21 protein-coding genes and 1 pseudogene are annotated in these 25169 nt (G+C 66.7%); 15 read left to right on the forward strand and 7 right to left on the reverse strand.

Features of this window, described 5'->3' with window-relative positions:
* Positions 1 to 118 precede the first annotated feature (118 nt).
* The gene (locus tag LGM89_RS04260; RefSeq protein ID WP_226272371.1) at positions 119 to 415 is read right to left on the reverse strand and encodes a cupin domain-containing protein; all 297 of its coding nucleotides are present in this window, start codon (positions 413 to 415) and stop codon (positions 119 to 121) included.
* Between the two features lie 434 nt (positions 416 to 849).
* Between LGM89_RS04260 and LGM89_RS04265 the strand changes: the two genes are divergently transcribed.
* From LGM89_RS04265 to LGM89_RS04280, 4 genes are all read left to right on the forward strand, one after another.
* The gene (locus tag LGM89_RS04265; RefSeq protein ID WP_089496318.1) at positions 850 to 1794 is read left to right on the forward strand and encodes an ABC transporter ATP-binding protein; all 945 of its coding nucleotides are present in this window, start codon (positions 850 to 852) and stop codon (positions 1792 to 1794) included.
* A gap of 3 nt (positions 1795 to 1797) precedes the next feature.
* Positions 1798 to 2559 (forward strand): ABC transporter permease, encoded by a 762-nt coding sequence (locus LGM89_RS04270; protein WP_083266168.1) that lies wholly within the window; start codon positions 1798 to 1800, stop codon positions 2557 to 2559.
* A 164-nt stretch (positions 2560 to 2723) separates the two neighbouring features.
* A complete protein-coding gene (locus LGM89_RS04275) occupies positions 2724 to 4136 on the forward strand; it encodes an MFS transporter (RefSeq protein WP_089496317.1) in 1413 nt (470 codons plus the stop codon).
* A gap of 152 nt (positions 4137 to 4288) precedes the next feature.
* Entirely contained in the window at positions 4289 to 4465 is a 177-nt protein-coding gene (locus LGM89_RS04280) for a hypothetical protein (protein ID WP_226272372.1), read from the forward strand.
* A 42-nt stretch (positions 4466 to 4507) separates the two neighbouring features.
* Here the strand turns inward: LGM89_RS04280 and LGM89_RS04285 are convergent, their stop codons facing one another.
* Positions 4508 to 4738 (reverse strand): hypothetical protein, encoded by a 231-nt coding sequence (locus LGM89_RS04285; protein WP_034186060.1) that lies wholly within the window; start codon positions 4736 to 4738, stop codon positions 4508 to 4510.
* A 162-nt stretch (positions 4739 to 4900) separates the two neighbouring features.
* Here LGM89_RS04285 and LGM89_RS04290 point away from each other — a divergent pair, with 162 nt between their 5' ends.
* The 8 genes and pseudogenes from LGM89_RS04290 (at position 4901) to LGM89_RS04325 (ending at position 11681) form a co-directional block, all read left to right on the forward strand.
* On the forward strand, positions 4901 to 6664 hold the full coding sequence (locus LGM89_RS04290) for an ATP-binding protein (protein WP_226272373.1): 1764 nt from the start codon (positions 4901 to 4903) through the stop codon (positions 6662 to 6664).
* 161 nt (positions 6665 to 6825) lie between these two features.
* Entirely contained in the window at positions 6826 to 7254 is a 429-nt protein-coding gene (locus LGM89_RS04295; protein ID WP_089496315.1) for a YciI family protein, read from the forward strand.
* 142 nt (positions 7255 to 7396) lie between these two features.
* Positions 7397 to 8203 carry a DinB family protein gene (locus tag LGM89_RS04300; protein ID WP_226272374.1) on the forward strand — a complete coding sequence of 269 codons (807 nt, stop codon included), beginning with the start codon at positions 7397 to 7399 and terminating at the stop codon, positions 8201 to 8203.
* A complete protein-coding gene (locus tag LGM89_RS04305; protein ID WP_226272375.1) occupies positions 8200 to 8940 on the forward strand; it encodes an alpha/beta fold hydrolase in 741 nt (246 codons plus the stop codon). Before LGM89_RS04300 ends, LGM89_RS04305 begins: the two co-directional genes overlap by 4 nt.
* A gap of 110 nt (positions 8941 to 9050) precedes the next feature.
* A complete protein-coding gene (locus LGM89_RS04310) occupies positions 9051 to 9929 on the forward strand; it encodes an alpha/beta hydrolase (protein ID WP_226272376.1) in 879 nt (292 codons plus the stop codon).
* A gap of 30 nt (positions 9930 to 9959) precedes the next feature.
* Positions 9960 to 10130: pseudogene (locus LGM89_RS04315) on the forward strand (LysR family transcriptional regulator); the annotation flags it as partial.
* 165 nt (positions 10131 to 10295) lie between these two features.
* A complete protein-coding gene (locus tag LGM89_RS04320) occupies positions 10296 to 10622 on the forward strand; it encodes a carboxymuconolactone decarboxylase family protein (RefSeq protein ID WP_089496310.1) in 327 nt (108 codons plus the stop codon).
* 51 nt (positions 10623 to 10673) lie between these two features.
* On the forward strand, positions 10674 to 11681 hold the full coding sequence (locus LGM89_RS04325; RefSeq protein WP_226272377.1) for an aldo/keto reductase: 1008 nt from the start codon (positions 10674 to 10676) through the stop codon (positions 11679 to 11681).
* 97 nt (positions 11682 to 11778) lie between these two features.
* Here LGM89_RS04325 and LGM89_RS04330 read toward each other — a convergent pair whose 3' ends face one another.
* Together LGM89_RS04330 and LGM89_RS04335 are read right to left on the reverse strand one after the other, a co-directional pair.
* Positions 11779 to 12009, reverse strand: a complete 231-nt coding sequence (locus LGM89_RS04330; protein ID WP_226272378.1) for a hypothetical protein — start codon at positions 12007 to 12009, stop codon at positions 11779 to 11781.
* Positions 12010 to 12216: 207 nt separating this feature from the next.
* Entirely contained in the window at positions 12217 to 13116 is a 900-nt protein-coding gene (locus LGM89_RS04335) for a hypothetical protein (RefSeq protein WP_089426803.1), read from the reverse strand.
* 79 nt (positions 13117 to 13195) lie between these two features.
* On the opposite strand from LGM89_RS04335, the gene LGM89_RS04340 reads away from it, so the two are divergent.
* Both LGM89_RS04340 and LGM89_RS04345 read left to right on the forward strand, forming a co-directional pair.
* Complete coding sequence (locus LGM89_RS04340) at positions 13196 to 13534, forward strand: helix-turn-helix domain-containing protein (protein WP_011354126.1); 339 nt, start codon at positions 13196 to 13198, stop codon at positions 13532 to 13534.
* Positions 13535 to 13610: 76 nt separating this feature from the next.
* Positions 13611 to 14267 (forward strand): hypothetical protein, encoded by a 657-nt coding sequence (locus LGM89_RS04345; RefSeq protein ID WP_226202217.1) that lies wholly within the window; start codon positions 13611 to 13613, stop codon positions 14265 to 14267.
* On the opposite strand, the gene LGM89_RS04350 is transcribed toward LGM89_RS04345, so the two are convergent.
* A complete protein-coding gene (locus LGM89_RS04350) occupies positions 14264 to 14947 on the reverse strand; it encodes an alpha/beta fold hydrolase (RefSeq protein ID WP_226272379.1) in 684 nt (227 codons plus the stop codon). The two genes, LGM89_RS04345 and LGM89_RS04350, sit on opposite strands and share 4 nt — an antisense overlap.
* A 336-nt stretch (positions 14948 to 15283) precedes the next feature.
* Between LGM89_RS04350 and LGM89_RS04355 the strand changes: the two genes are divergently transcribed.
* Positions 15284 to 16498: an MFS transporter gene (locus LGM89_RS04355; protein WP_226202213.1), complete on the forward strand. Its 1215-nt coding sequence runs from the start codon at positions 15284 to 15286 to the stop codon at positions 16496 to 16498.
* Between the two features lie 34 nt (positions 16499 to 16532).
* Here LGM89_RS04355 and pbpC read toward each other — a convergent pair whose 3' ends face one another.
* Positions 16533 to 18947: a penicillin-binding protein 1C gene (pbpC, locus tag LGM89_RS04360; protein WP_226272380.1), complete on the reverse strand. Its 2415-nt coding sequence runs from the start codon at positions 18945 to 18947 to the stop codon at positions 16533 to 16535.
* A 54-nt stretch (positions 18948 to 19001) separates the two neighbouring features.
* Entirely contained in the window at positions 19002 to 25010 is a 6009-nt protein-coding gene (locus LGM89_RS04365; protein WP_226272381.1) for an MG2 domain-containing protein, read from the reverse strand.
* Positions 25011 to 25169: the final 159 nt, after the last annotated feature.

Raw genomic sequence — 25169 nt, forward strand, 5'->3', positions numbered from 1 at the left:
TTTATTTGCTCAGACAAATACCCGGGCGGTATAACACGCGTTTGAATGGCGGCCGCCAATCCGCGCTTGGCCAAGCCAGCCGGGCCTCAGCCGGCCGCCTGCATGTTGCGGCGCAACCTTACACGTCGATGATCGCGAGCGTGCCGTGGCTGCCCGGCCGCACCGCATGAGGCACACCGGCGAGCGCGAGGTACATCTGCCCGGCCTCGACCACGACCGTCTCGCCCGCAACCTCGAGCAGCATCCTGCCGTCGAGCACCAGCAGCCCCTCGTTGTAGTCGTGCACTTCCGCTTCGTAAGCCTGCGCATCCATGCGCAGCACCTTGATCCTGGCCGGCCCGACCTCGCCGACGATCGTGGATTTCCATGCGACGGCCTGCGCCGCCGCCACGGATTTGAAATCGACCAAAGACATGCGCGCCGCTCCGTGAACGATGAAAGAAACGCATTATCGCGAGCGCCGCGCACGCCGTCCCGGTACGGCGCGACGGCCTTCGGGCGGCACAGTCGGCCGGCCGGCCGCGCCGCCACCGAGCGGAAACACGATCGCAGCCCGGTTCGCCGAAAATGGCTCAAATTGTTCACGCATCGCAAATAAAGAGTCGTGCTATTCAGCGATGCACCATCAATTCACGCAAATCCGGCACCGGCAACCCACGCCCTTTCCACGAGAATGCATTTCCATCTACCGATTGCTAATATGGCGATCCTGCGATCCCGCACCACAACGCCGTTCGACATGACGCCCGTTCGCCATGCCGTCCCCGGTCCCGGCCGCTTCGCAGCGGCGGCGACGCCGGGCACGTGCGGCGCACGCCGTCGCGCCGGCCGGCCGTCCCATCCGTGAGCATGCAACCGATCCTTTCCGTCTCCGACCTCTCCAAGACTTACGCGTCCGGCTTCCAGGCGCTGAAGCACGTGACCCTCGACATCCGCCCCGGCGAGATCTTCGCGTTGCTCGGGCCGAACGGCGCCGGCAAGACGACGCTGATCGGCTCGATCTGCGGCATCGTCACGCCGACCGAAGGCCGCGTGACGGTCGGCGGCCACGACATCCGCGATCACTACCGCGCGGCCCGCGAAATGATCGGCCTCGTGCCGCAGGAACTGACCACGGACGCGTTCGAGACCGTGTGGGCGACCGTGTCGTTCAGCCGCGGCCTGTTCGGCAAGGCGCCCGATCCCGCGTACATCGAGAAGACGCTGAAAGCGCTGTCGCTGTGGGACAAGCGCGACAACAAGCTGATGACGCTGTCGGGCGGCATGAAGCGCCGCGTGATGATCGCGAAGGCGCTGTCGCACGAGCCGCGCATCCTGTTCCTCGACGAACCGACGGCCGGCGTCGACGTCGAGCTGCGCCGCGACATGTGGAAGCTCGTCGATTCGCTGCGCGACAACGGCGTGACGATCCTGCTGACCACGCACTACATCGAGGAAGCCGAGGAAATGGCCGACCGCATCGGCATCATCCTCGGCGGCGAGCTCGTGCTCGTCGAGGAAAAGCACGAACTGATGCGCAAGCTCGGCAAGAAGCAGCTCACCGTGCAGCTCGAGCACCCGCTCGCGGACGTGCCGCCCGCGCTCGCGCCGTTCGGTCTCGAACGCGCGGCCGACGGCGCCGCGCTCGTCTACACGTACGACTCGCAGCGCGACGACGCGAGCATCGCGAAACTGATCAACGCGCTCGGCTCGGCCGGGATCGGCTTCCGCGACCTGCACACGACGCAGAGCTCGCTCGAGGATATTTTCGTCAGCCTGATCGACAACCGCCGCAACGGCGTGCAAGGAGCCTGACGTATGAACCTGCATGGCATCCGCGCGATCTACCGCGCAGAAATGGCCCGCACGCGCCGCACGCTGATGCAGAGCATCATCGCGCCGGTGATCTCCACATCGCTGTATTTCGTGGTGTTCGGCTCCGCGATCGGCTCGCGCATCAGCGACGTGAACGGCATCGGCTACGGCTCGTTCATCGTGCCGGGGCTCGTGATGCTGTCGCTGCTGTCGCAGAGCATCTCGAACGCGTCGTTCGGCATCTACTTCCCGCGCTTCACGGGCACGATCTACGAAATCCTCTCCGCGCCCGTGTCGTACTGGGAGATCGTGATCGCGTACGTGGGCGCGGCCGCGTCGAAGTCGATCCTGCTCGGCGTGATCATCCTCGCCACGGCCGGCCTGTTCGTGCCGCTGCACATCCTGCATCCGTTCTGGATGGTGCTGTTCCTCGTGCTGACGGCGGTCACGTTCAGCCTGTTCGGCTTCGTGATCGGCATCTGGGCCGACAGCTTCGAGAAGCTGCAGCTCGTGCCGCTCCTGATCATCACGCCGCTCACGTTCCTCGGCGGCAGCTTCTACTCGGTCGACATGCTGCCGCCCGCGTGGCGCGTCGTCACGCTGTTCAACCCGATCGTCTACCTGGTCAGCGGCTTCCGCTGGTCGTTCTACGGGATCGCCGACGTGCATGTGGGCGTCAGCCTCGGCGCGACGTCGCTGTTCCTCGTGATCCTGCTGGCGATCGTCGCGTGGATGTTCCGCACCGGCTACAAGCTGAAGAATTAATTGATGCGCGACGGCCGCACCCCGCGCGGCCGCCGATGACGCATTTGAGCAAGCAGGCGGCGCTTTTCCTCTGATGCGGCATTTTGTGGTCGCGTCTACTGAAGAAGAAGCATCGGGGCCGCGAAGCACGCGCTTCGCGGCCCCTTTTCATTTCAGAGGACGCCATGCCCGCCGCCACCGCTCCCGCCTCCGCCGCCGCCCGGCTCGAACGCCTGCCGTTCTCCGGCTATCACAAGCGGATCTTCTTCATCATCGCGATCGCGTTCTTCTTCGATTCGGTCGACCTCGGCACGATGACGTTCGTGCTCGGCTCGATCCGCAAGGAGTTCGGGCTGTCGACCGCGGCCGCCGGCCTCGTCGCGAGCGCGAGCTTCTTCGGGATGGTGCTCGGCGCGGCCGTCGCCGGCCTGCTCGCCGACCGCTTCGGCCGCCGGCCCGTGTTCCAGTGGAGCATGGTGCTGTGGGGCGCGGCCTCGTATCTGTGCTCGACCGCGCAGAGCGTCGACGCGCTGATCGTCTACCGCGTGCTGCTCGGGATCGGGATGGGCATGGAATTCCCGGTCGCGCAGACCTTGCTGTCCGAATTCGTGCCGACCGAGAAGCGCGGCCGCCTGATCGCGCTGATGGACGGTTTCTGGCCGCTCGGCTTCATCACGGCCGGCATCGTCGCGTACTTCGTGCTGCCGCAGTTCGGCTGGCGCACCGTGTTCGCGCTGCTCGCGATTCCCGCGGTGTTCGTGCTCGTCGTGCGTCGCATCGTGCCGGAATCGCCACGCTGGCTCGAGCATGCGGGCCGGCACACGGAAGCCGACACGGTGATGCACACGATCGAGGCGAAGGTGATGCGCTCGGCCGGCGTCACGACGCTGCCGCCGCCGTCGCGGCTCGCCGAGCCGGTCGCCGCCCGCGGGCGCGGCGCGCTGCGCGAGATCTGGAGCGGCGTGTACCGCCGCCGCACGGTGATGGTGTGGCTGCTGTGGTTCTTCGCGCTGCTCGGTTTCTACGGCCTCACGTCGTGGCTCGGCGCGCTGCTGCAGCAGGCCGGCTTCGAGGTCACGAAATCGGTGTTCTACACGGTGCTGATCTCGCTCGGCGGCGTGCCGGGCTTCCTGTGCGCCGCGTGGCTCGTCGAACGCTGGGGGCGCAAGCCGACCTGCATCGCGTCGCTGATCGGCGGCGGCGTGATGGCGTACGCGTACGGCCAGAGCGCGCTGTACGGCGGCAGCATGGTGCTGCTGATCGGCACCGGCCTCGCGATGCAGTTCTTCCTGTTCGGGATGTGGGCCGCGCTGTACACGTACACGCCGGAGCTGTACGGCACCGGCGCGCGCGCGACGGGCTCGGGCTTCGCGTCGGCGATCGGGCGCGTCGGCTCGTTGATCGGGCCTTACGTGGTCGGCGTCGTGCTGCCGGTGTTCGGCCAGGGCGGCGTATTCACGCTCGGCGCGCTGTCGTTCATCGCGGCCGCGCTGGCCGTGTGGACGCTCGGGATCGAGACGAAGGGCCTCGCGCTGGAACAGCTCGCGGCGGGCGACGAAGCGGGTGGCGGTGGCCGCTATGCCGCGGCGGCGGACTAGGTGTCCTGAGCGCCCGGTCAGCCTTCAGCCAGTTCTTCGTCCGGTCGACGAACGGCGACGTCGTCTGCAGCGAAACGGGCACGCTTTCCAACTTTCCGCAATCGGCCGCGAGCCTCGCGACCGTCGGCATCACGCCGTCGACGGTGAGCAGCGTGATCGTTCCGCATTTCGAGGTCGACGAGACGGGCGCACTGCCCGACTTCCTCGTGGCCAATCCGGCGCTCGTCGCGTACGCGCATCCGGTCTGCACGCACGGCCCGGCCATCAAGCACGACATCCCGCGCGTGCTCGCCGGCGCGATCGCGCATTGCGAGGCCGCCGCCGCGTAAGTCGCGGAGGCGGCAATCCAGTGGGGGTGTCGCAGGTTCCGGTCAGGCGCCGGCGACGACGAACTCTTCGGCCGCCTTGCGCTGCACCGCGGCCATCACCGCCAGTTCGCGCTTGCTGCGCGTGTCGCCGGACACGACACCCGTCGCGTGCTTCGCCTTCGCACCCAGCGGGAAAAAGACAAACGACGCACCGGCCGGAGCCGCCGGCTCGGCGCGCAGGCGTTTGTTCAGGATTTTGAGGTACTTCTTCTTCGAGACTTCCTTAGCAGCCATGGCGCCCTCCGCGTGAACGTGGTGAGGATCAGCATACCAGTTTTGACGACGGGCTCCGGAACGTCGCAGCGTCGCCGCACGAATCGATCTGCCCTAGAATGGAACACGCTTTCGCGACTTGTCCCCCCGCCCGAGACCGCATGTCCTCATCGGAGCGCTCCCATGCATGTCGAGTTGTTCGCGCAGCATCACGCTTGTACCGGTTGGCAGGGCGACATGGCCCGGCGCATCGCCGCATTCGACTGGGCCGCCACCGGGCTGGGCCCGCTCGACGGGTGGCCGGCCAGCCTCGTCACGGCCGTGCGCACGGTACTCGCGTCGCCGCTGCCGCTGGTGATGCTGTGGGGCCGCCCCGGCTACATGATCTACAACGACGCGTATGCCGGGTTCGCTGGCGGGCGCCATCCGTATCTGCTCGGCAAGCCGGTCGAACTCGGCTGGCCCGAAGTCGCCGATTTCAACCGCAACGTGATGGACACCTGCCTCGCCGGCGGCACGCTGTCCTATCGCGACAAGGCCCTCGTGCTGCTGCGCAGCGGCCGCCCCGAAGACGTCTGGATGGATCTGCACTACAGCCCGATCCCCGACGACGACGGTGCACCGGGCGGCGTGCTCGCCGTCGTCGTCGAGACCACCGAACGCGTGCTCGCCACGCGCCACCGCGATCGCGCGGAAGCGGCGCTGCAGGCGTCCAATGCCCGGCTGCGCGACCTGACCGAGACGCTCGAGCAGCGCGTGACCGACGCGATCGCGGAGCGCGCGGCGATCGAGGAACAGTTGCGTCATGCACAGAAGATGGAAGCGATCGGCAACCTGACCGGCGGCATCGCGCACGACTTCAACAACGTGCTGCAGGTGATCAGCGGCAACCTGCAGATCCTCTCCGTCGAACTCGGCGCCCATGCGGGCGCGCAACCCCGGATCGAGAACGCGAACAACGCCGTGCGGCGCGGTGCGAAACTGGCGTCGCACCTGCTCGCCTTCGCGCGCCGCCAGCCGCTCGCGCCGACGACGCTGAATCCGCGGCAACTGATCGTGGACATGAGCGAGATGCTACACCGCGCGCTCGGCGAAACGGTCCGGATCGTCCCCGCACTGTCGCCCGATGTCGGCAACGTGCTCGCCGACCGGCACCAGCTCGAAAACGCACTCCTGAACCTTGCGCTCAATGCGCGTGACGCGATGCGCGGCGACGGCACGCTGACGATCGCCGCCTACAACGTGCAGTCAGGCGATGCGTCGGGCGCCGGCCGCGCGCCGACGCCACCCGGCGAATACGTGACGCTCGAGCTCGCCGACACGGGCACCGGCATGACGGCCGACGTACTCGAGCGCGCGTTCGAACCGTTCTTCACGACCAAGCCGGATGGCGAAGGCACGGGGCTCGGGCTCAGCATGGTGTTCGGCTTCGTCAAGCAGAGCGGCGGCCATGTGTCGATCGACAGCACGCCAGGCCAGGGCACCACCGTGCGCCTCACGTTTCCGCGCTGCCACGGCGCGGCCGAGGAGCAGGCCCGCATGCCGCAGCACGACGCGGTGCGCGGCCACGAGACCATCCTCGTCGTCGAGGACGATGCGGACGTCCGCCTGACCGTGGTCGACATGCTCGCGCAACTCGGCTACAAGGTCATCACGGCGTCCAGCGGCGAAGCCGCATTGCGCGTGCTCGACAGCGAGACGCCAATCGACCTGCTGTTTACCGACGTGATCATGCCCGGCCCCGTGAAGGGCGGCGAACTCGGACGCCGTGCCGCGCTGCGCAAGCCGCCGTTGCCCGTGCTGTTCACGTCCGGCTACACGCGAGACGAGATCTTCCATGCGGGACGGCTGGACCCCGGCGTGATGCTGCTCGGCAAGCCATACCGGCGCGACGAACTCGCGGCCCGGATCCGCAGCGCACTCGATGCGGGCGCCGGCACGACATGACGGATTGCCGGCGCACCGCCGCACACGCCGGTCACCCCTGAGATTTTTTCCCTGCGATGTCGATTCGCGTCGCTCTCGCGCGTCGTGTTGTCGTAACCGCTCGTTTTTGCCGTCGGAACGACCGGCGGCGCCCCCTCATTCTTGTTCAAGGAGAGTCCACCATGCGCGTCCTCGTCATCGTCAAGGCCACCACCGATTCCGAATCCGGCCGGATGCCCGACCCGGAAATGATCGCCGCGATGGGCCGGTTCAACGAAGAACTGGCGCAAGCCGGCATCCTGCTCGCCGCCGACGGGCTGCACCCGAGCATGCGCGGCAAGCGTGTGCATTTTGCCGGCAAGAACCGCACCGTCAGCGACGGCCCGTTCGCCGAAACGAAGGAACTCGTCGCCGGCTTCTGGCTGTGGCAGGTGAAATCGATGGAAGAGGCAGTCGAATGGGTGAAGCGCTGCCCGAACCCGATGCCCGGCGACTCCGACATCGAGATCCGCCCGCTGTTCGAGGCGGAAGACTTCAGCCCGGCGTTCACGGATGCGTTGCAGGAGCAGAAAGCGCGGCTGAGCGCGCAGGCCGACGCCGGGAAGCGGTAAGACGGGCGGTGCCGGCGGCGGCCCGCACGCCATCGAAGACTCGCCGATTGGCGCCGCCCCCGCAAGCTCGAATCACCATCTTGACTGGGTCCGACCGAGTAACGTATCGTTTTGATACGTTACTCACCGAAATCCTCCCGTCATGCATTCCCGCTTCGACCGTTTCCGCACCACGCCGCTCGGCGCCCAGCTCGAAGCGCTGATCGCGCAACCCGAGCGTTACGTCGAATTCGCGGCGCTGTCGCGCGTAGGCGTCGCCGCGATCGGTGCGATCCAGCACGAGATCGCGCACAAATTCCCCGAAATCGAAACCGACACCACGGCCCGCCAGTTCTGCGGCGCGATGGTCGCGGAAGTCATGCGCAATCACGGCCACGACGTCGTGCAGGCGCGTGGGCGGCTCGGCGGCACGCTGTTCAGCTATGGCGCGGTGTTCAGCGCATATCCGCAACGGCTGCCGTTCGCCGACGTCGTCGCCGCGCTGGCGCGCCTGCCCGATCGGCTCGCCGCGTATGCGGCGCACGTGCCGGCCGCACTGTGGACACGCCGCCCCGACGGCACGGGCTTCTCGGTCGTCGAGCATGCGTGCCACCTGCGCGATCTCGACGCGGTGTTCGCCGAGCGCATCGACGCCGTACGCACGCTCGACCTGCCCGTGATTGCCTCCGTCGACGGCACCGCGCTCGCCGCGCAACGCGACTATCTCGCGCAACCGCTCGACGCTGCGGTCACGGCATTCCGCACGGGCCGCGCCGCGCTGTGTGCAACCGCGGCCGCGCTCGATTCCGCGCAACGCGCACGCTGCGGGCTGCGCGACGGCCTCCGCCGCATGTCGCTCGACGAACTCGTGCGCGAACTGCTCGACCACGACCATACCCACGTGCTCGAACTCGACGAACTGCTCGCCGAACTCGAATTGCCGCCCCTTCCTGCCGCGCCCGCCCCATGACCCAGCCCACGCCCATCGTCTTCATCCACGGTTTCATCGGCACGCTCGACGTGCGCGGGTGGAGCGGCCCGCATCTCGCACCCGACCTGCTCGGCTACGGCACGCATCGCTCGGTACCGTCCGACACGATCACGCTTGCCGCGCAGGTCGAGCACCTTCGGCATACCGTTGATACGCACTTCGGCGCGCAGCCGGTCGATGTCGTCGGCCACTCGGTCGGCGGGGCGATCGCGATGCTGTTCGCGCATGCGCACCCGGAACGCGTGCGGCGGATCGTCAACGTCGAGGGCAACTTCACGCTCGACGATGCGTTCTGGTCGGCGTCGGTCGGCCGCATGACGCCTGCCGAAGCCGACGCGATGCTGGACGGCCTGCGTGCCGATCCGCGCGGCTGGCTGCGTGGCGCGATCGACGCGCCGTCGCCGGGCCTCGTCGACGACGCCCGCCGCTGGCTCGCGCATCAGCCCGCATCGACGTTGCGCGCGATGGGCCGCTCGGTGGTCGCGACGACCGGCGAACCGGGCTATCTGCAGGCACTCGCGCAAGTGTTCGCGCGTCATCCGGTCTGGCTGATGGCCGGCGAACGCTCGCGCGCGGGCTGGCACGTGCCCGACTGGGCGCTCGCGCGCTGCGCCGGCCTCGACACGATCGAGCGCTGCGGGCACCTGATCCCGGCCGAGCAACCCGATGCGTTTCGCGCGGCGCTCGAGCGCATCGTGTCCGCGCCGCCCGCCTGACAACCCGTAGGATTCGCCGAAATATGGTTGAAAGGCGCGGTTGCTAGAGTCGTCCGAACAGGGTTTTCCCGGCGCCCGGCGCCGGATGGGGTCGACACATGCGAGGATCGATGTACCTGGCACGCGCCTTCTGGCTGCTTCTGCTGGTCGCCATTTCAGGCCCTGCTCTCGCCTTTCACGCGCGGGTCGTCGTGATTCCCAGCGCCGCGATGAAGGAGACGCTCAAGGCCACCGTCGTGCTGCCCGACGCCTATGCGCGCGGCACCCGCGACGGCGACCGCTATCCGGTCGTCTATCTGTTGCACGGCTCGGGCGGCGATCACACCGACTGGACGTCCAACACGCGCATCGCCGCGCTGGCCGACCGCTACCACGTGATCCTCGTGATGCCCGACGGCGGGCACGAGAGCTGGTACATCGACAGCCCGTTCGATTCGGGCAGCCGCTACGAAACCTTCATCGGCGACGAAGTCGTGTCGTACATCGACTTGCACTTCCGCACGATCGCCACGCAACGCGCCCGCGCGATCACCGGGCTCAGCATGGGCGGCTTCGGCGCGCTGCGCATCGCGCTCGACCGGCCCGACACGTTCGGCGCGGTCGGCAGCATCAGCGGCGCGGTCGATCCGCGCTGCTGCGCGGACGAGCCGGGCATCGACCACGTATTCGGCGACCCCGGCCGCCATCCGTCGTTCTGGGACCGCAACGTGATCGTCGCCAGCGCCAGCGCGTTCGTGCGCGCGCATCTCGACATGACGATCGATTGCGGCCGCGACGACGCGTTCGTCGGCTCGAACCGCACACTGCACGAACGGCTCGTCGCGCTCGGCGTGCCGCACGACTATGCGGAACGGCCGGGCGGTCACACGTGGGATTACTGGGCGAATGCGATCCGCTACCAGATGCGCTTCTTCGCGACGTCGTTCCAGCAGCGCGGCTATGCGTACCATCCCGCGCCTCGTGCGCCGGGCATGACGCGGGCGGGCTGACGCGCGCCGCATCGCGGCGCCGCGACGCGGCCCATGTCGCCACAGGATCTCGTCGCGCACGACTGCATCGACCTGCGCCTGCCGACGCACGGCGCGCTGTACGCGTGGGAGCTCGCGCGCGGGGACGACATACTGCGGGTGCGCGTCGACGGGCAGGTCACGTTCAACGGCACCTACGAAACGCTCGATGCGGCGCGCGCCGTGATCGTCGAGGCGCTTCGCTTTCGCGCCTAAGCCCGCTTTGCGCCGCACCTGCGCCGCGATTCATGAATCGGGTCGATAAGTGCATGCGGATTGGCGGGGATTATCGATAGACGCATCGGTGGCTACCATCGACGGTGTTCCCCACCTTCCCCGGAGCCCTCGATGTCCGAACCGACTTCCGCCGGACGCAAAGCGTTCGGCGCCATTGCCCCCGCCCTCGCCGACTACACCGACAACGTGCTGTTCGGCGACGTGTGGCAGCGCCCCGGCCTGTCGCCGCGCGATCGCAGCCTCGTCACGGTCGCGAGCCTCGTGTCGCTGTATCGCGTCAACGAGCTGCCGTTCCACCTGAAGAAAGCGCTCGACAATGGCCTCACGCGCGACGAGCTGGTCGAAGCGATCACGCACCTCGCGTTCTACTCGGGCTGGCCGACCGCAAGCTCGGCGCTGACGATCGCGCAGCGCGCGTTCGACGAAGCCGGCGTGTAAGCGCAGCATCCCCTCATTCAACCGGCGGGCACGCACCCGCATGGAGCCTTCATGGATTACCGCTATCTCGGGCGCAGCGCGCTCAAGGTGTCGCCGCTGTGTCTCGGTGCAATGATGTTCGGCGGCGAGACCGACGAAGCGACATCGGCGCGCATCATCGACAAGGCGTTCGACCAGGGCATCAACTTCATCGACACGGCCGACGTCTATCACGCCGGCCGTTCGGAAGAAGTCGTCGGCCGCGCGATTGCGTCGCGTCGCGACAGCTGGGTCGTCGCGACAAAGTTCGGCCATCCGGCCGGGCCGGACGCAGGACCGAACCGGCAGGGCCAGTCGCGCAAATGGATCGTCGAATCGGTCGACGCGAGCCTGAAGCGGCTCGGTACCGATTACATCGACATCCTCTATTTCCATCGTGCGCTGACCGATGCGCCGCTCGACGAAGGCATGCGCGCGATCGCCGACCTGATCCGGCAAGGCAAGGTGCGCTACTTCGGGCTGTCGAATTTCAAGGGCTGGCGCATCGCCGAGATCGTGCGACTCGCGGACCAGCTCGGCATCGACCGCCCGGTCGCGAGCGAACCGCTGTACAACCTCGTCGATCGCACGGCCGAGGTTGAACAGCTTCCGGCCGCCGCGCACTACGGGATCGGCGTCGTACCGTACAGCCCGCTCGCGCGCGGTGTTTTGACCGGCAAATACGCAGTCGATGCGCAGCCGCCCGCCGATTCACGCGCGGGCCGCGGCGACCGTCGCATACATCAAACGGAATGGCGCCCGGAATCGTTGCACATCGCGCAGCAGGTGGCCGCGCATGCGGCCGCGCGCGGCACGACGTCGGTCGCGTTCGCGCTCGCGTGGGTCATCAAGAACCGCATCGTCAGCTCGACGATCGCGGGGCCGCGCACCGAAGCGCATTGGGACGGCTACATCGATGCGCTGACGCTCGAACTCGGCCCGGACGACGAACGGTTCGTCGACTCGCTCGTGCCGCCCGGGCATGCCTCGACGCACGGCTATACCGATCCCGGCTATCCGGTCGAAGGTCGCAAGGTCTGAAGTCGGAACGGGATGACTGAATGACATGCCGGGCGCGATGCCCGGCAAGATGATGAAAGCGCGTCGCCCGACGCGCTTTCGCGTTGATGCAGCCCGATCAGTTGTCGTGCACCGTGTCGGCGCTGACGACGCGATCGAAAAATTCCTGCGCACGCGCCAGCTCGTCGAGCGCGCGATCGAGGCGCGACATCGCAAGTGCGTATTCGGCCGACGAAACGTCGTCGTCGCTTTCGCCGCGCACGGCGCGAAACGCCTGATCGACGTTGCGCGTGGCTTCGACGAAGCGCTGCGCGGCCCGGGCTTCCCGCGAACAGATGTGGGTCGACATCGACACTTCTCCCTCAGGGTTGCAGTGTGAAGCACGCCGACGCTCAGTGTGCGTGGTGCGCATGTCGGCGGCGTGAACCACGACCCATCGAGTGTCGACGCATCGGCCGCCGCGCAGCGCGCTTCGTGCCGATTGTCTCTCTGCGCTCGCCGCTCCGCTATGGCGAGATTGCAACAAATTCTTGCGCGATCTGCGTCGCGCGTTTCGTCACGCGCGCCCGATACGGGGATGCGCAAGGCCCGCGAACGCGGCCGCTTCACCCGGCGACAGGTCGAACAGGTCGCCGGTGAGATCACGCGGATGCTCGGCCGCCGGCCGGTTGCGCAATCGCGCCGCGTGCGTGGGCGCAACATACGCGGCTGCCGTTTCGATCGGCGGCACATCGAACAGATCACGCGTGACGCCGCGCACGGCATCCGTCGGCGAACGGCCGCGCAAACGCGCGACGAGCTCGACGAAGCGATCGAAATCACCCGCGCGCGTGGCCTTGTTCACTTCCGCGAGATCGCGCGCCTTCAGCACGCACGGCTGTGCGAGCCGCACGAAATACGGTGCTTCGAGTTCGACCGACAGTGCGAGCGGATAGCTCTTGCCCGTCTGCTCCTTCGCACGCCCGACGCAATCGACCACGGCCGCCCCCTGTGCGGCGCCAAGCGGCTGGCCGGTGCTCACGCTGCGCAGGTGATCGGGAAACACGCGCAATTGCGTGCCGACCGTCAGCGCGGTGGATGACGCGCACACGAGCGCGTAGTGCTGTTCGCGGCGCCGGCCCGACGGCAAGGTCGAGCGGCTGGCGATGAACGTGTGCGGCGGCAACGGCCGCACCTGCCCGCTCGCGTCGACCCATGCGTTCCACAGCAGCATGTCTTTCCGCTCGCCTGCGCGCGGGCGCGATGCGACCGGCGAAAACAGCGCGAGCAGCGAGCCCGTGCGATGCGCGGCGACTTGCGCGCTGCTGCCGAGCGGCTGGTTGATGCCCCACAGAAAACGCCCGCCCCCGAGCCGGCGCTCCCATTCCTTGCGGAGCACGACGGTCGGCAGATCCTCGCCGGACTCGGTACCGATCTTGGTCCAGCAGAACGTGGGTGGGAGGTGTTTCAGTGTCATCAACTTTCTCGGGGATACAGCCTCGCTGGTGACAGCAAGCCCATTCAACAGCCGTAACTGTATAGGTATAATGCATCGCATGGAAGCCCCGGACCAAGATTTTCCCGTTCAAGACCTGTTGCGCCGCCTGATGGCAGATACACGCTCGTCCAGCGAAATCGCGCGACTCTCCGGGGTCAGCCAGCCGACCGTATCGCGCCTGAGGCTGTCGAACGGGCACCGGCTGCGCCGCAGCGCGCCATTCAATAAGCTATGCAGTTTCTATGGTGTCGATACCGGGCCGTCGCGCCGCCAGTACAACGACCTGCTGCGCGACGCGATCGTCGACGCGTGGGACGGGTCGGATGAACATGGGCGCGCGCTGCTGGTCGTGATCCAGGGGCTGAAGGGTTTGCAGGCGAAGGCGGATGATGGGTGATGGGGGTGGTGCGTTGCTTGTGCAGGCTGGCACCGGAGTGAAGAGAAGGCACATCGGAGATTGCGGTGGATGTCGCTTGACGCCGCGAAGCGGCCAGCCCGCACACCCGAAAGAGCATGGGTTCAGTTTCGCCGATCAACGCCTCGCGCAAGATACTATCGACTGTCAACCCGCATACCCTACCCACCAAATGGGCACATCGTATCGATTTATCTCCGCCCCAAGCGACAGCGATGCTGTTCTGACATGGTTCCGTGAACTGCCGGAACCACCGCGAGAAATCGCGGCAGCACAACACATCGTTCTGTATTTTGCGCACCTTGGAGGGCTGCAATATGGGGAGGATGGCGAAGTCGACGCGGCGAAGTCGCCAATCGTTACGATCGTCCCCCCTCGAACGGCTCGAGGCGCACTATGGACGGTCGGCGAAGTTCATTTTCTTACCAGCGCGCTCGGAAAACTCTACCCCGCGCTTTACCGCGTTAGCCGGTCATTCGGCAAATGGCTTGGCGGTTACCAATGCGTCTATTCATCCGCGGACCGCGACAACGGGTACAGCTACTATCTGGAAGGATCCGTCAAAAATCAGGTCACTCCGATTTTCGCCCTTCAGTCCGGCATGGACGCGCTCGGCAACGAGCGCTATTTCGTCGGAGCGCGGGATAACGACGCGGTGTTAGACACGGTGTGCAAGACACTGCGGTTACGCGGCCTTTCTGTTGATGCAGGTTAGCCATCACTCGCGGGTTTCGTCTGGTCTCTGATCGACAAGATGTGAAGCACCGATTCCAACAACCACTCACGCGCAATCGCCGTGCATCGCGACGGCCGCTCCAGCGTCGGGAAATGACCACACCCTTCTATCGCTTCGAATCGCGCATGTGGCATCACGCCGGCGATACACCGGCCAACGTCGACGGGAACAAAACGGTCAGCGGCCCCCCAGACGAGCAACGTAGGCACTTTGCTCGCCGCAAGCGTCGACCAATGATCCGAGCGCGTCAGCGAGGCATCAGATTGACGTGCAAACAGATCCGCCCCGGCATCGCGGGCCATCTGCATGAATGCAGCCCGCGACGTGCCGTCGTGTCCCGGGATTGCCTGCTCGGCGAACTCCGCCATGACCCGCTCGTGCTCTCCGGTACGAATGCGCCGGCTGGTTGCACGACCGGCGTCCGGATCCGGATGAACGCCCGGCTGACAGTTCATCAGCCAGAGCCCAAGAACGCGGTCCGGCGCCCTCGCCAGCACTTCCATCGCGAGACATCCGCCGTATGCCGTGCCCGCAAGAATGAACGCACTGCTTGTCGATGCAAGGAGTTGCTCGGCACTCTCGGCGAATGTCGGTTGCGCCAGTATCTTCACGGTCGGTGAAACAAGATCCTTCAGCGCGTCGACCTGATCGGCATACATGCGTGCGTCACACGGCATCGCGGGTAGAAATATGAGCGGTAGCAACATCGGAATGACTCAGGCAGGTAGTGGATCGCGTCTCGAAACCATCCAACGTAATCTTGGTCGACTTCAAATTCCTGAGCCCAGGCTCATGAGCAACGACATGGACTGTGCAGAAGAAAATCGGCTTCACTGTACATTTCATCGTGCTTCTACCTAAAACACAATGCCCGTCAGGCTCGGGATCAGAAAATCCGGAGGGCCTTCCGCACGCCATAGGTGGGTACAAGACGATCAAAGAAATCCGGCCCGCTCGAGGCATCACGGCGGCGATAAAAACGGGACGCCAATTTCATGAACACATCCGCTGACCAGCTTCCGTCTTCGCTCGCCGCTGCCACGTTCGTTCCATTCCTCGTCGCGAGCATCGCACTTTCCGCCGCCTACGGCGCCAGCTTTCTCCTTTCCGAGCATTTGCGTCAGAGCGGTCTGGATTCGTCGATGGCAGGCGCAGTGATCTCGACCGGCATCCTGAGCATGATCGTCAGCTCCCTTGTTGCAGGTTGGGTAGCGCAACGAATCGGGTTGATGTCGACCATCGTGGCCGCCGCTGCCGTCATGGCCCTTTCCATGCTCGCATTCAGCCTGGCAGCGCACGATCTGAGGATTGCATTCATCGGCGGCCTGCTTCTGGGAATGGGATGGTCGACCTTCTACATACTCGCACCGCTTCAGATCATTCATCACGTCAGCCCCTCAGCACGGATCAAGTACCTGACCTTGCTCTCGGGCGGTCAAATGGTCGGGCTGGGTCTCGCGTCACCGATGGGCCATTTCATCGCTAGCCGCTTCGGGTCGTATGCCATCGTCTATGCAGGTCTCGCGTGTCTCTGCGTGGTTGCAGCCGTCGTATTTTCGATTGTCCGAAAACAGACGGAACGCATACCGCACCCGCCCGCAGATGCAACCGGCCTGACGGCCGCGCGCGTGGCTGAAATCCTGCGCAACGTCACCCGGCTGCCGATCATCATGATCGGACTCGCCGCTTGCGTCTTTTCCGCGTTGTCGAATTTTCAGGCGATCTATGCGGAGTCGCGCCACCTGTCGCCCGATCTCTTCTTCGTGACCTTCACGTTGACGACCGTCTTCTGCCGATTCACGCTGGCGCGGACGATCAGCCGATTGCCGGTCCGAAAGCTCGCCTTCACGCTGTTCGCCATGACGCTCGTGGCGCTGGTTCTCTTCGTGTCCAATCCGGGCAGTGAAATCCTGTACGTGATCGGCTCGTTCATCTTCGCGATCGGCTACGGACTCAGCTACTCCACCTTGAACGGCATGGCGGTCAATCTCGCCAGTGAAAAGGGCTTGTCCGCATCGGCGAGCTCGCAGGTCTTCACGATCGCCTACTTCACGGGCCTGTTCGGGTTTCCGTATGTAGCGGGCGTATTGGTGACCCACATCGGCGTGAACGGGATGGTCGCCGCAACGATCGCCATCGTCGTCATCAACTTGCTGATGCTCACTCACGCGAGTCTTCGCCGCGAACACGCGCAGATCGCGGCACGCTGATCGCGAACACGCGATACGGATACAGATACAACGCCTACTGCTCCAACCCCACCGCCAGCGGCCGCTGATCGCTGCGCCCGTGATCGTCGACCACCCGCACCGTATAACTGCCGGCCGTCCGCGGCTGCCAGAACAGCGCATCGCCCGGCGCACTGCGCCCGACGAACGCATCGTTGACGAACCAGTACAGCGCGTGCGCGCTCGCATCGGCCGTGGCGTTGAACGCAATGCGCGTCTCCTCCGTACTCTTCACACGCATCGCATACGTACTCCCGCGCAGCGGCGACGTGATGCGCGGCGGATCGCCCTCGACCTGCCCCGCGTCACGACAGTCCGCATTCTGCGGCGGCCGCCGGCGCGGAATGCCGGCCTGCACGAACACCTGCTGCAGATCCGACGGCCAGAACTCGAAGATCTCCGCATGCGTGCGCTTGCCGTCGTACGGCGGGCACGCGGCCTTTCCCGTCGCATCGTCGATCACGACCGGCCGGTGCACGGTACTCACGCGAATCGGCGACGTGCCCGGAATGAACCACGTCCAGCCCTGCTGCGGGCACCACTCGTTCGGCAAGTCGCCGCTCGCGAGGCAGATCCGCACGCGCTTCAGCTTCGGCGGCACCGCGCGCGGCGGCTCGACGAGCGTGCGCTCGGCATTCAGCGCATCGACGACCTGAAAGAACAGCGGCGCGGCCGCGTCGACACCGACGAACGCCGTATTGGTCGAGTTGTCGAAGTTGCCGACCCACACGACCAGCACGTACGGGCCGAACACGCCGGCCGTCCACGCATCGCGGAACGACCATGACGTACCGGTCTTCCAGTAGACCGGCACGCTCGACGGCTGCGCGCCGCTCGTCTCGTCGGGGCGCAGATGCTGGCGCAGCATGTCCATCGTCATGTAGCTCGCCTCGGCGCTCAGCAGGCGCTTGCCAGGCAACGCCGGTTCGTCCGCGCGCAGCCGCAGCGGCCTGAACTCGCCGCGATTCGCGAGCATCGCGTAGAGCGCCGCGAGATCCTGCATCGTCACTTCGCCTCCGCCGAGCACCAGCGCGAGCCCGTAGTGCTGCGCGCTCGCGAGCCGCCGCACGCCGGCTTCCTGCAGGAACCGGTACAGATCGGGCGACTTGAGCTGCGACGCGACCCACACGGCCGGCACGTTGCGGCTGCGGTTCAGCGCATCGGTCGCGGTGATCGGCCCGAGGAAATGGCCGTCGAAATTCTCCGGCGCATACGGGCCGAACGCGGTCGGCACATCGCGCAGCACGGTCTGCGGGTGCAGCACGCCCTGGTCGAAGCCGAGCGCATAGATGAACGGCTTGAGCGTCGATCCCGGCGAGCGCCGCGCAAGCGTGCCGTTCACCTGCCCGTCGATCGTGCGGTCGAAGAAATTCGCGGAGCCGACGAGCGCCTTCACGCCCATGTCGCGCGTATCGACGAGGATCGCCGCCGCGTTGCGCACGCCGCGCGTGTCGTTGCGCGCGACATAGCGTGCGATCTGCCGTTCGAGCGTATGTTGCAGGTCGAGATCGAGCGTCGTCACGAGCCGCGCGTCGGCGTCGCTGTCGTTCGTCGCGGCGCTCGAGTTCGTACGCCATGCGTTGCGCGCGGCGAGCGCCTGGTCGACCGCATGCGGCGCATCGAACGGCAGTGCGGACAATGACCGCATTGCAAGCGGCAACGCAAACAGCGGCTTGAACGACGCATCGCCCGGATGCTTCGTCAGCCAGCGCGCATACAGCCGGTTGCGCGACGCGGTCAGCGCGCGGTTGATTTCATCCTGCCCGCCCCGCACGCGTCGCGCCGGGTCCTGCGGAATCACCGCGAGCGCAAGCGCCTCGGGCAGCGTCAGCGTGTCGGGCATCCGGTCGAAATAGACGACGCTCGCGGTGCCCGCGCCTTCGACGTTGCGGCCGTACGGCGCATCGTTCAGATACGCTTCGAGGATCTGCCGTTTCGAATAGAACAGTTCGAGCTGCACCGCGCGCGCCACCTGCTCGAGCTTGCCGGCCGGCGTGCGCGTGTTCAGCCGCCACAGCGAGCGCGCAAGCTGCATCGTCAGCGTCGAGCCGCCCTGCGGATTGCCGCCGCGCACGTACGTGATCCACGCGCCGCGTGCGAGCCCGTACGGGTTGAAGCCGGGATGCCACCAGAACCAGCGGTCCTCGTGCAGCATCACGGCTTCGACGAGCTGCGGCGACATCCGGTCGAGCGGCACCCACAGCCGGTAGCGGTCGTCCTTCGCGAGCGTGAGCCGCAGCAAGCGGCCCTGTGCGTCGGTTACCGCGACCGACGACGGCTTCCAGTCGCGTAGCGGCGGATGCGGCCACAGCCGGCACGCGGCCAGCGCGCCGAACACGAGCAGCACGCCGGCGATCCAGTTCTGCCAGCGATGCAACCAGCGGCCGGTGCCGTGCAGCACGCGCCGGCGCACCGAAACGTCGTCAGCCACGCGCGGGCGCTCCTCGAACCCGGCTCGGCCGGCAACGACGTTGCAGCTTCATCGTCATCGCGCGCGCTCCACCGTCAGTGTCGACCCGCCGGGCGCCTGGGCCTGCAAGCGGCGGTCGTACATCGACTCGCCGTAGGCCGGCGGCGCGATGAAGCGGCCCGCGTTGCTCGCCTTGATCCGGTAGACGAACTCGCGCACGTCGGTCGTCGCGGTGCCGTAGATCACTACGCGATCCTCGCGCACGTCCGCGAACTGCGGCTGCCACGTGGAACCCTTCACGCCGATCGGCGACCGCCACGGTGCATCGGCCACCGGTGCCGACGCGCCGCCGTCGCCGTTGCTGTCGCCGTCCTGCTTGTCGGTGACGGGCGGCGGCGCGATGACCGGATCGAAGCCGCCCGGCAACAGATCGACGATCGCGAGGTTGCCGACGCTCGCCGAACCCGTCGCACGGATCTTCAGGTGCACGTCGATCTCCTGGCCGACCGTGATCTTGTCGAGCGGCTTGCCGTCCGTGTCGGTGTAGTCGCGCACGATCTCCAGCCCGTTCTTGATCGCCTTCTTCGACGTGCCGCGGTCGTAGCCCGACTGGCTCGTGATCCACCACGCGGGCAGCGAGCTGCCGTTCACGAAGTCGACGCGCGACGCACCGGCCGACCACGTGCCCGAACGCACGAGGTTCGCCTGGATCGACGACACGTCCTTCGGCGCGGCACCCGCGCGCACCTCGTCGATCGCGAGCTGGTCGAGCTGGCCCGCGCTCGACGCCGCATACGCATCGAGCGCGAGGATCGTCATCGCCGACGACAGCGTGTTGTAGCGATTGTCGACGAGCGGCGCGGCGAGGTTGTCCATCGCGCGCGGCGACAGCTTGCGTACGCGCTCGGGAAAGTGCTTCGCGATCAGGTACAGCACGCTCGCGTCGCGCGTCAGCGGATCGAGGTAGTAGCCGGTCACGTAGCCACCGTCGGACGCGCGCTTGCGCTCGAGCAGCGCCTGCGGGCCCGCGATCAGCGCCGCGGCCTCCTTGTCCTGCTTCAGCAGCTGGTACGACGCGGCGAGCCATGCGGCTGCGAGATCGTTCTTCCAGTCGTTCGGATACGCATCCTGCAGCCGCTTCTGCACGGCCGCGAGGCTGTTGGTCGTCACGTTGCCCTGGCGCGTCAGCAGATACACCGCGTACGCGCGCTGCCGCAGCAGGTCGAGCGAGCCGAGCGAATCGTTCGCCGCGAGCTTCTGCAGATACTGATTTCCCGCGTCGAGCATGTCCTTCGGCACCGCGATGCCGCGCTCGCGCGCGTCGAGCAGCACGTGCATCGCGTACACGGACACGAACGGATCGGCGTCCGGCGTGGCGCTCCACAACCCGAACCCGCCCTGCGCGTTCTGCCGGCTGCGCAGCACCCCAAGGAACTGCGTGATCGCCGCCGCGTTCGTCGCGTCGGCACCGGCGTCGGTCGCATGCATCGCGCTCGTCAGCGCCCGCACCGACAGCCACTTCGCCGCGAACACGCGCGGCACGGCCGCACTCACCAGCTGCTCGCTGCAGGTGTGCTCGAAGTTGACGAGATACGACGACAACCCTTCCGACAGCACGAGCGGCGCGGTCGAGATGCTCGCGTCGCGCGATGCATACGCGTCGTACATCGACCGCAGGTTCGGCACGCTCGCCTTCTTGCCCGGATCGAGGCGCGCGATGTCGAGCTGCGTGCGGAACGCGGCGGCCGGCCGCACCGACACGTCGACGCGCTGCTGCGCGCCCTTCGCGCCATAACGCGCGCCGAACGACAGCGAACCCGAGCCGAGCGTGTCGGTCGCCTTCACGCGGAACATCGCGACACCCTCGTGCTGCGGCGCGAGCGCGACGTTCTGCGTGGCCGGCCCGATCACCTGCAACTGCGGCCCCGTCTTCAGCGTGACCGCGACCGGCACCGGCTGATTGCCGACACCCGTCAGGTTGTTCGCGACACCGACGCTGACGTCGGCCTCGTCTCCCGGCGCGAGTGTCGTCGGCACGTTGGGCGACAGCACGAAATCGCCGCGCACCGTCGTCGCGCCTTCGAACGTGCCGACCAGGTCCGGCGACACCGACACGGCCATCACGCGCAGCTTGCCGTTGAAGTAGTCGGGCACGGTGTAGCTCAGGCGCGTGTCGCCGTTCACGTCGACGATCCCCGACCAGTAGACGACCGGCTTGTCGCGCTTGCGCTTGAACGGGTTCAACTGGCGGCCGATTGCATTGTCGGCGTCGCCGCCCGGCGCGGCCATCGCCATCAGCTTCTCGAAGTCCGGCAGGATCAGGTCGAGGATCTGCGACGTGCCGACTTCGAGCATCCGCTTGCGGAAGAAGAACTTCAGCGGATCGCCGAGCTTGTAGCGCGCGACCTGCAGGATGCCCTCGTCGACCGCGAACACGACAACCTTCGCGGGTTTCGCCGAATGCACGGTGAAATTCACCGTGTCGCCTGGCTTCACGAGTGCCGGCGCATCGACCGATACCGCGTTGCGGCGCGCATCGAGGTTCACCGAGAACGGCACGACGCCGTAGCTCAGCGGGCTCATGAAGATTTCATCGGACGACGGATCGCGGATGTATTGCACGTTGATGTAGCCGTTGCCCTCGAAGCCGGCCGGCACCGTGATGTGCTGGATCGAGCTGGTCGTGTCCGCATGGAACCACGCGTGCGCATACACCTTGTCGCGCTCGATCGTGATCAGGCCGCTGCCCGCGTAAGGCGCGCGGATCGCGATCTCGACCTGCTCGCCCGGCTTGTAGTCGTGCTTCGCGAGCGTCACCTGCAGCTCCGCGTTGCGGTCGAGCGAGCGCGTGACGTTCGCGTCGCCGGTGACCGAATACTCGATCCGGTTCACCGCCGCGCCGGCCGCGTTGCGGATCACGAGCGCATAGCTGCCCGGCTTGTCGGTGCGCAGCGTGAAGTCGAGCCCGGCCGCCGGAATCGCCAGCGGCTTCTCGTCGACCGGCACTTCCTTCAGCCGCGAATCGTATTTGTACGCGCCGGAATCCTGCTTGGTCAGCACCGACACGTAGCGTTCCTCGACGAGCTGCGCACGCAGGTCCTTCACGTCGATCGCCTTCGCGGTCGGATCGATCGCGACGAGCCGCACCGTGCGCGGGCTGCCCCGCTTCACGTAGCCGAGATCGTCGACCGACTTGTAGCCGACGAGCCAGTCGTTGTTGGACACGAGCGTCTGCGCGTTCGCGGCGACGTTGCGCCCGCCTTCCGCTTCATAGGCCTTCGCCTGGAAGTAGAGCTGGTAGGTCGCGTCCGCGTACTTGTCGAGATCGAGGTCGAACTCCGCATGGCCCTTGTCGTCGGTCGTGCCGTCCTGCAGCGTCGTCGTATAGCCCTCCTTCGCGCGGCGCGCATCGAAGAAGTGATAGCCCTGCCAGCTGCGGAACGACGGCCACACCGGGCGCAGCGTCAGCGTCGCCGCGACCCGGCGCTTCTCCGCCGGCGTGCCGAACAGGTTCTGCGCATCGACGATGCCCTTCAGCCCCTTCGGCTTCACCCATCCTTCGACGACCTGCTGCGACAGCTTCGCATCGACCTTCATCCGGTCGGGCAGGAACTCCTTCACCTGCACCGTCGTGCTGCCGATCGGCTCCGCACCGGGCTGGCCGTCCTTGACGATATACAGGTTGACCGTCCACGTGCCGGTCGGCGCGGTTTCGGCCGTCGTATAGCCGAGCTCGGTGAAGCCGGTCGCATCGACCGTCACCGGCTTGCGCTCGACCGTGATCCCGCGCGGGTCGACGATCTCCGCCTGCAGCGGCACGCCGGCCGGGCTGCGCGCCCAGCTCGCCGCGCGCACGATCAGGCCGATGTGGAACGGATCGCCGGGCCGGTACAGCCCGCGATCCGAGAACAGGTACGCCGACAGTTGCCCCTGGCCCGTCGCGTTGCGCTCGCCGTCGACGTCGAAACGCGAGAAGTCGAGCTGGCGGTCGCGGCCGGCCACCGGCAGGAACGACAGGTCGGTGTCCTTCTTCACGACGTACAGCTGCGGCCGCTTCTCGCGGTCGAGCCCCTTGAACGCGGGGAAATGCACGATGCCGTCGGCGCTCGTGGTCTGCGTGAACAGCGCCTGGCCGTTCACCGCGAGCACCGACACCGTTGCGCCCGCAACCGGCTTGCCCGTGCGGATCGACTGGATGAATACGTCCTGGCTGCCGTCCAGCGCCTTCTTGACCAGCATGCCGAGATCGGTCACGACGATCAGGCGGGTGTCGCCGAGCGCGTTGTCGCTGTCGTCGCCATTGCCGTTGCCGCTGCTGTCGCCCGAATCGGCGTTGTCCGACTGATCCTGGCTGCCGTCGCCGGACGATGCATCGCTGTCCTTCGCATCGTCGGCTTTCTTCTTTTCGGCCGCCGGATCGTACTTCGTCAGGTGCAGCAGGAACACGCCGCGCTTGCCGCCCTTCAGGTACTGGCCGAGATCGATGCCTTCGTAATGCGCCTTGCCGGGGTCGCCGGCCGGGAACGCGCGCGTCTGCACGAAGCGCTCGACGATGTGATCCTCGCTGAACGAATACGACAGCTCGGGCCGCGCATACGTGCCGTTGTTGAAGCTCACGAGATGCTGGAGCTGGTCGGGCAGCACGCGGCCGATCTCGACCTTCATCCCCGGCAGGTTGCGCGACACGACCGACAGCCGCTTGCTGCCGCTCATCGACAGCAGCGAGCCGTCGGCCATGAAGCGCAGCAGCTTCGGATAGTCGGGCACCGTGAACGCGGTCGTCACCGGCTCGGCGAGCAGGTAGCCGCCGGCCGATTTCAGGTTTTCGGCGAACCGCACGACGATGCGATCACCCGGCGTCGCGTGATATTTGAAACTTTGCAGCGTCGCGTAGTCGTTCTCGGTCGGTACCACGTCGAGCGCCAGCGGCTTCGACTGTTTCAGCACCGCGTCGCTGATGTCGGCCACGTTCCATTCGTACGGCGGATCGTCGTCCGACTGGTCGACGCCCGGCTTGCGCTTCGGCAGCACCCATGCCTTGGCGCGTGCGGCCAGATCGGCGCTGCGCACGCCGTCGGATGCCTCCGCGACGAGCACCTGCTCGGGCTCGTAGCGCTCGTTGTCGACGAGCGTCGGCGCGATGTTGTCGATCGACAGGCTGTAGAGCCCCGGCACGTCGACCGACGCATGCAGCGCGTCCGGCGTGCCGTTGCCGCCGCGCGCACTCTTCACGCCCTTGTCGACGTCGAGCCGTGCCGCCATCGAGTTGAGCGGGATCTCGAGCGACTGCGAGCGGACCCATGCGCTCGTCTTCATCTTGTCGTAACTGACGGTGTAGCGCAGCGGCGTCGTATTCTTGCCGTCGCGGCCAACCAGCACGAGGCCGATGCGCTTCTCGAACTCGGCCGGATCGACCGGGTAGTTGAAGCGCAACTGCAGCAGCGCCTGCTTCTCCGCCGGATTGTCGGGGTTCTGGTAGAACTCGTTGTTGCCGACCGTCGCGGCGAACGCCGGCAGGTCGAACGCGAAACGGTCGTCGTGCATCAGCACCTGCGGCGCGAACACCCGGTGCACCGCGAAGCGCACCTCGACGTGCGCGCCGACCGGCCAGTCGGCCGCCGGCGTGAAGCGCAGCGTCTTGTCGTCGGCCCACTCCCATGCGCCCTTCAGCGCGGGCGTCATCTCGATGCCGTCGCCGGCCGGCTTGCCGACCTGTTCGATCGGCGCCGCCGATTGCGCGAACACGACTTCGAGCGGATGCACGGTGATCTTCGGCTTGTCGGTGTCGTCCACCTCGTAGGTGGTGATGGCCGGCGCCTTCACGGTGAAGCTGACGGTCGCGGGCTCTGGCGGCTTCGGGCGATGCTTGAACCAGTAACCGCCATAGCCGAGCGCGGCCGCGAGCAGCACGAGGCCGCCGGCATGCCACGGGCGGCGGCGCACGGCCGCGGCGGTCACGCCCATCCATGCGGGCGCCGTCCACGACACGTCGCCCACCAGCGGCCGCAGCGCGCAGCCGAGCAGCCACCACACGAAGCCCGCCACGCGAATCGGCAGGAGCAGCAGGAAGCGCAGCAAATCCATTGTTATTTCCTTGTCAAGGACATGCTGCCGGGTGCGGCAACCTTCCCCGAATTGTTATGGGTCTGTGACGGCGCGGCCCGGTTGCGCCGTAATTGCTTGGTATGTTCGACCGGATGCTGGCCGCCATTATCGATCAGACCCGAAACGATGGAAATATCG

It is taken from the genome of Burkholderia sp. AU31624, assembly GCF_020420065.1.
In the GTDB taxonomy this organism is placed as follows: domain Bacteria; phylum Pseudomonadota; class Gammaproteobacteria; order Burkholderiales; family Burkholderiaceae; genus Burkholderia.

Excerpts from the sequence above, each read along its gene's own strand:
- LGM89_RS04325 (WP_226272377.1), top strand. The coding sequence starts at position 10,674 with ATGGATTACCGCTATCTCGGGCGCAGCGCGCTCAAGGTGTCGCCGCTG.
- LGM89_RS04355 (WP_226202213.1), top strand. The coding sequence starts at position 15,284 with ATGAACACATCCGCTGACCAGCTTCCGTCTTCGCTCGCCGCTGCCACG.
- LGM89_RS04340 (WP_011354126.1), top strand. The coding sequence starts at position 13,196 with ATGGAAGCCCCGGACCAAGATTTTCCCGTTCAAGACCTGTTGCGCCGC.
- LGM89_RS04330 (WP_226272378.1), bottom strand. The coding sequence starts at position 12,009 with ATGTCGACCCACATCTGTTCGCGGGAAGCCCGGGCCGCGCAGCGCTTC.
- LGM89_RS04290 (WP_226272373.1), top strand. The coding sequence starts at position 4,901 with ATGCATGTCGAGTTGTTCGCGCAGCATCACGCTTGTACCGGTTGGCAG.
- LGM89_RS04260 (WP_226272371.1), bottom strand. The coding sequence starts at position 415 with ATGTCTTTGGTCGATTTCAAATCCGTGGCGGCGGCGCAGGCCGTCGCA.
- LGM89_RS04295 (WP_089496315.1), top strand. The coding sequence starts at position 6,826 with ATGCGCGTCCTCGTCATCGTCAAGGCCACCACCGATTCCGAATCCGGC.
- LGM89_RS04275 (WP_089496317.1), top strand. The coding sequence starts at position 2,724 with ATGCCCGCCGCCACCGCTCCCGCCTCCGCCGCCGCCCGGCTCGAACGC.
- LGM89_RS04310 (WP_226272376.1), top strand. The coding sequence starts at position 9,051 with ATGTACCTGGCACGCGCCTTCTGGCTGCTTCTGCTGGTCGCCATTTCA.
- LGM89_RS04300 (WP_226272374.1), top strand. The coding sequence starts at position 7,397 with ATGCATTCCCGCTTCGACCGTTTCCGCACCACGCCGCTCGGCGCCCAG.
- LGM89_RS04285 (WP_034186060.1), bottom strand. The coding sequence starts at position 4,738 with ATGGCTGCTAAGGAAGTCTCGAAGAAGAAGTACCTCAAAATCCTGAAC.
- LGM89_RS04365 (WP_226272381.1), bottom strand. The coding sequence starts at position 25,010 with ATGGATTTGCTGCGCTTCCTGCTGCTCCTGCCGATTCGCGTGGCGGGC.
- LGM89_RS04270 (WP_083266168.1), top strand. The coding sequence starts at position 1,798 with ATGAACCTGCATGGCATCCGCGCGATCTACCGCGCAGAAATGGCCCGC.
- LGM89_RS04320 (WP_089496310.1), top strand. The coding sequence starts at position 10,296 with ATGTCCGAACCGACTTCCGCCGGACGCAAAGCGTTCGGCGCCATTGCC.
- LGM89_RS04350 (WP_226272379.1), bottom strand. The coding sequence starts at position 14,947 with ATGTATGCCGATCAGGTCGACGCGCTGAAGGATCTTGTTTCACCGACC.
- LGM89_RS04305 (WP_226272375.1), top strand. The coding sequence starts at position 8,200 with ATGACCCAGCCCACGCCCATCGTCTTCATCCACGGTTTCATCGGCACG.
- LGM89_RS04335 (WP_089426803.1), bottom strand. The coding sequence starts at position 13,116 with ATGACACTGAAACACCTCCCACCCACGTTCTGCTGGACCAAGATCGGT.
- LGM89_RS04265 (WP_089496318.1), top strand. The coding sequence starts at position 850 with ATGCAACCGATCCTTTCCGTCTCCGACCTCTCCAAGACTTACGCGTCC.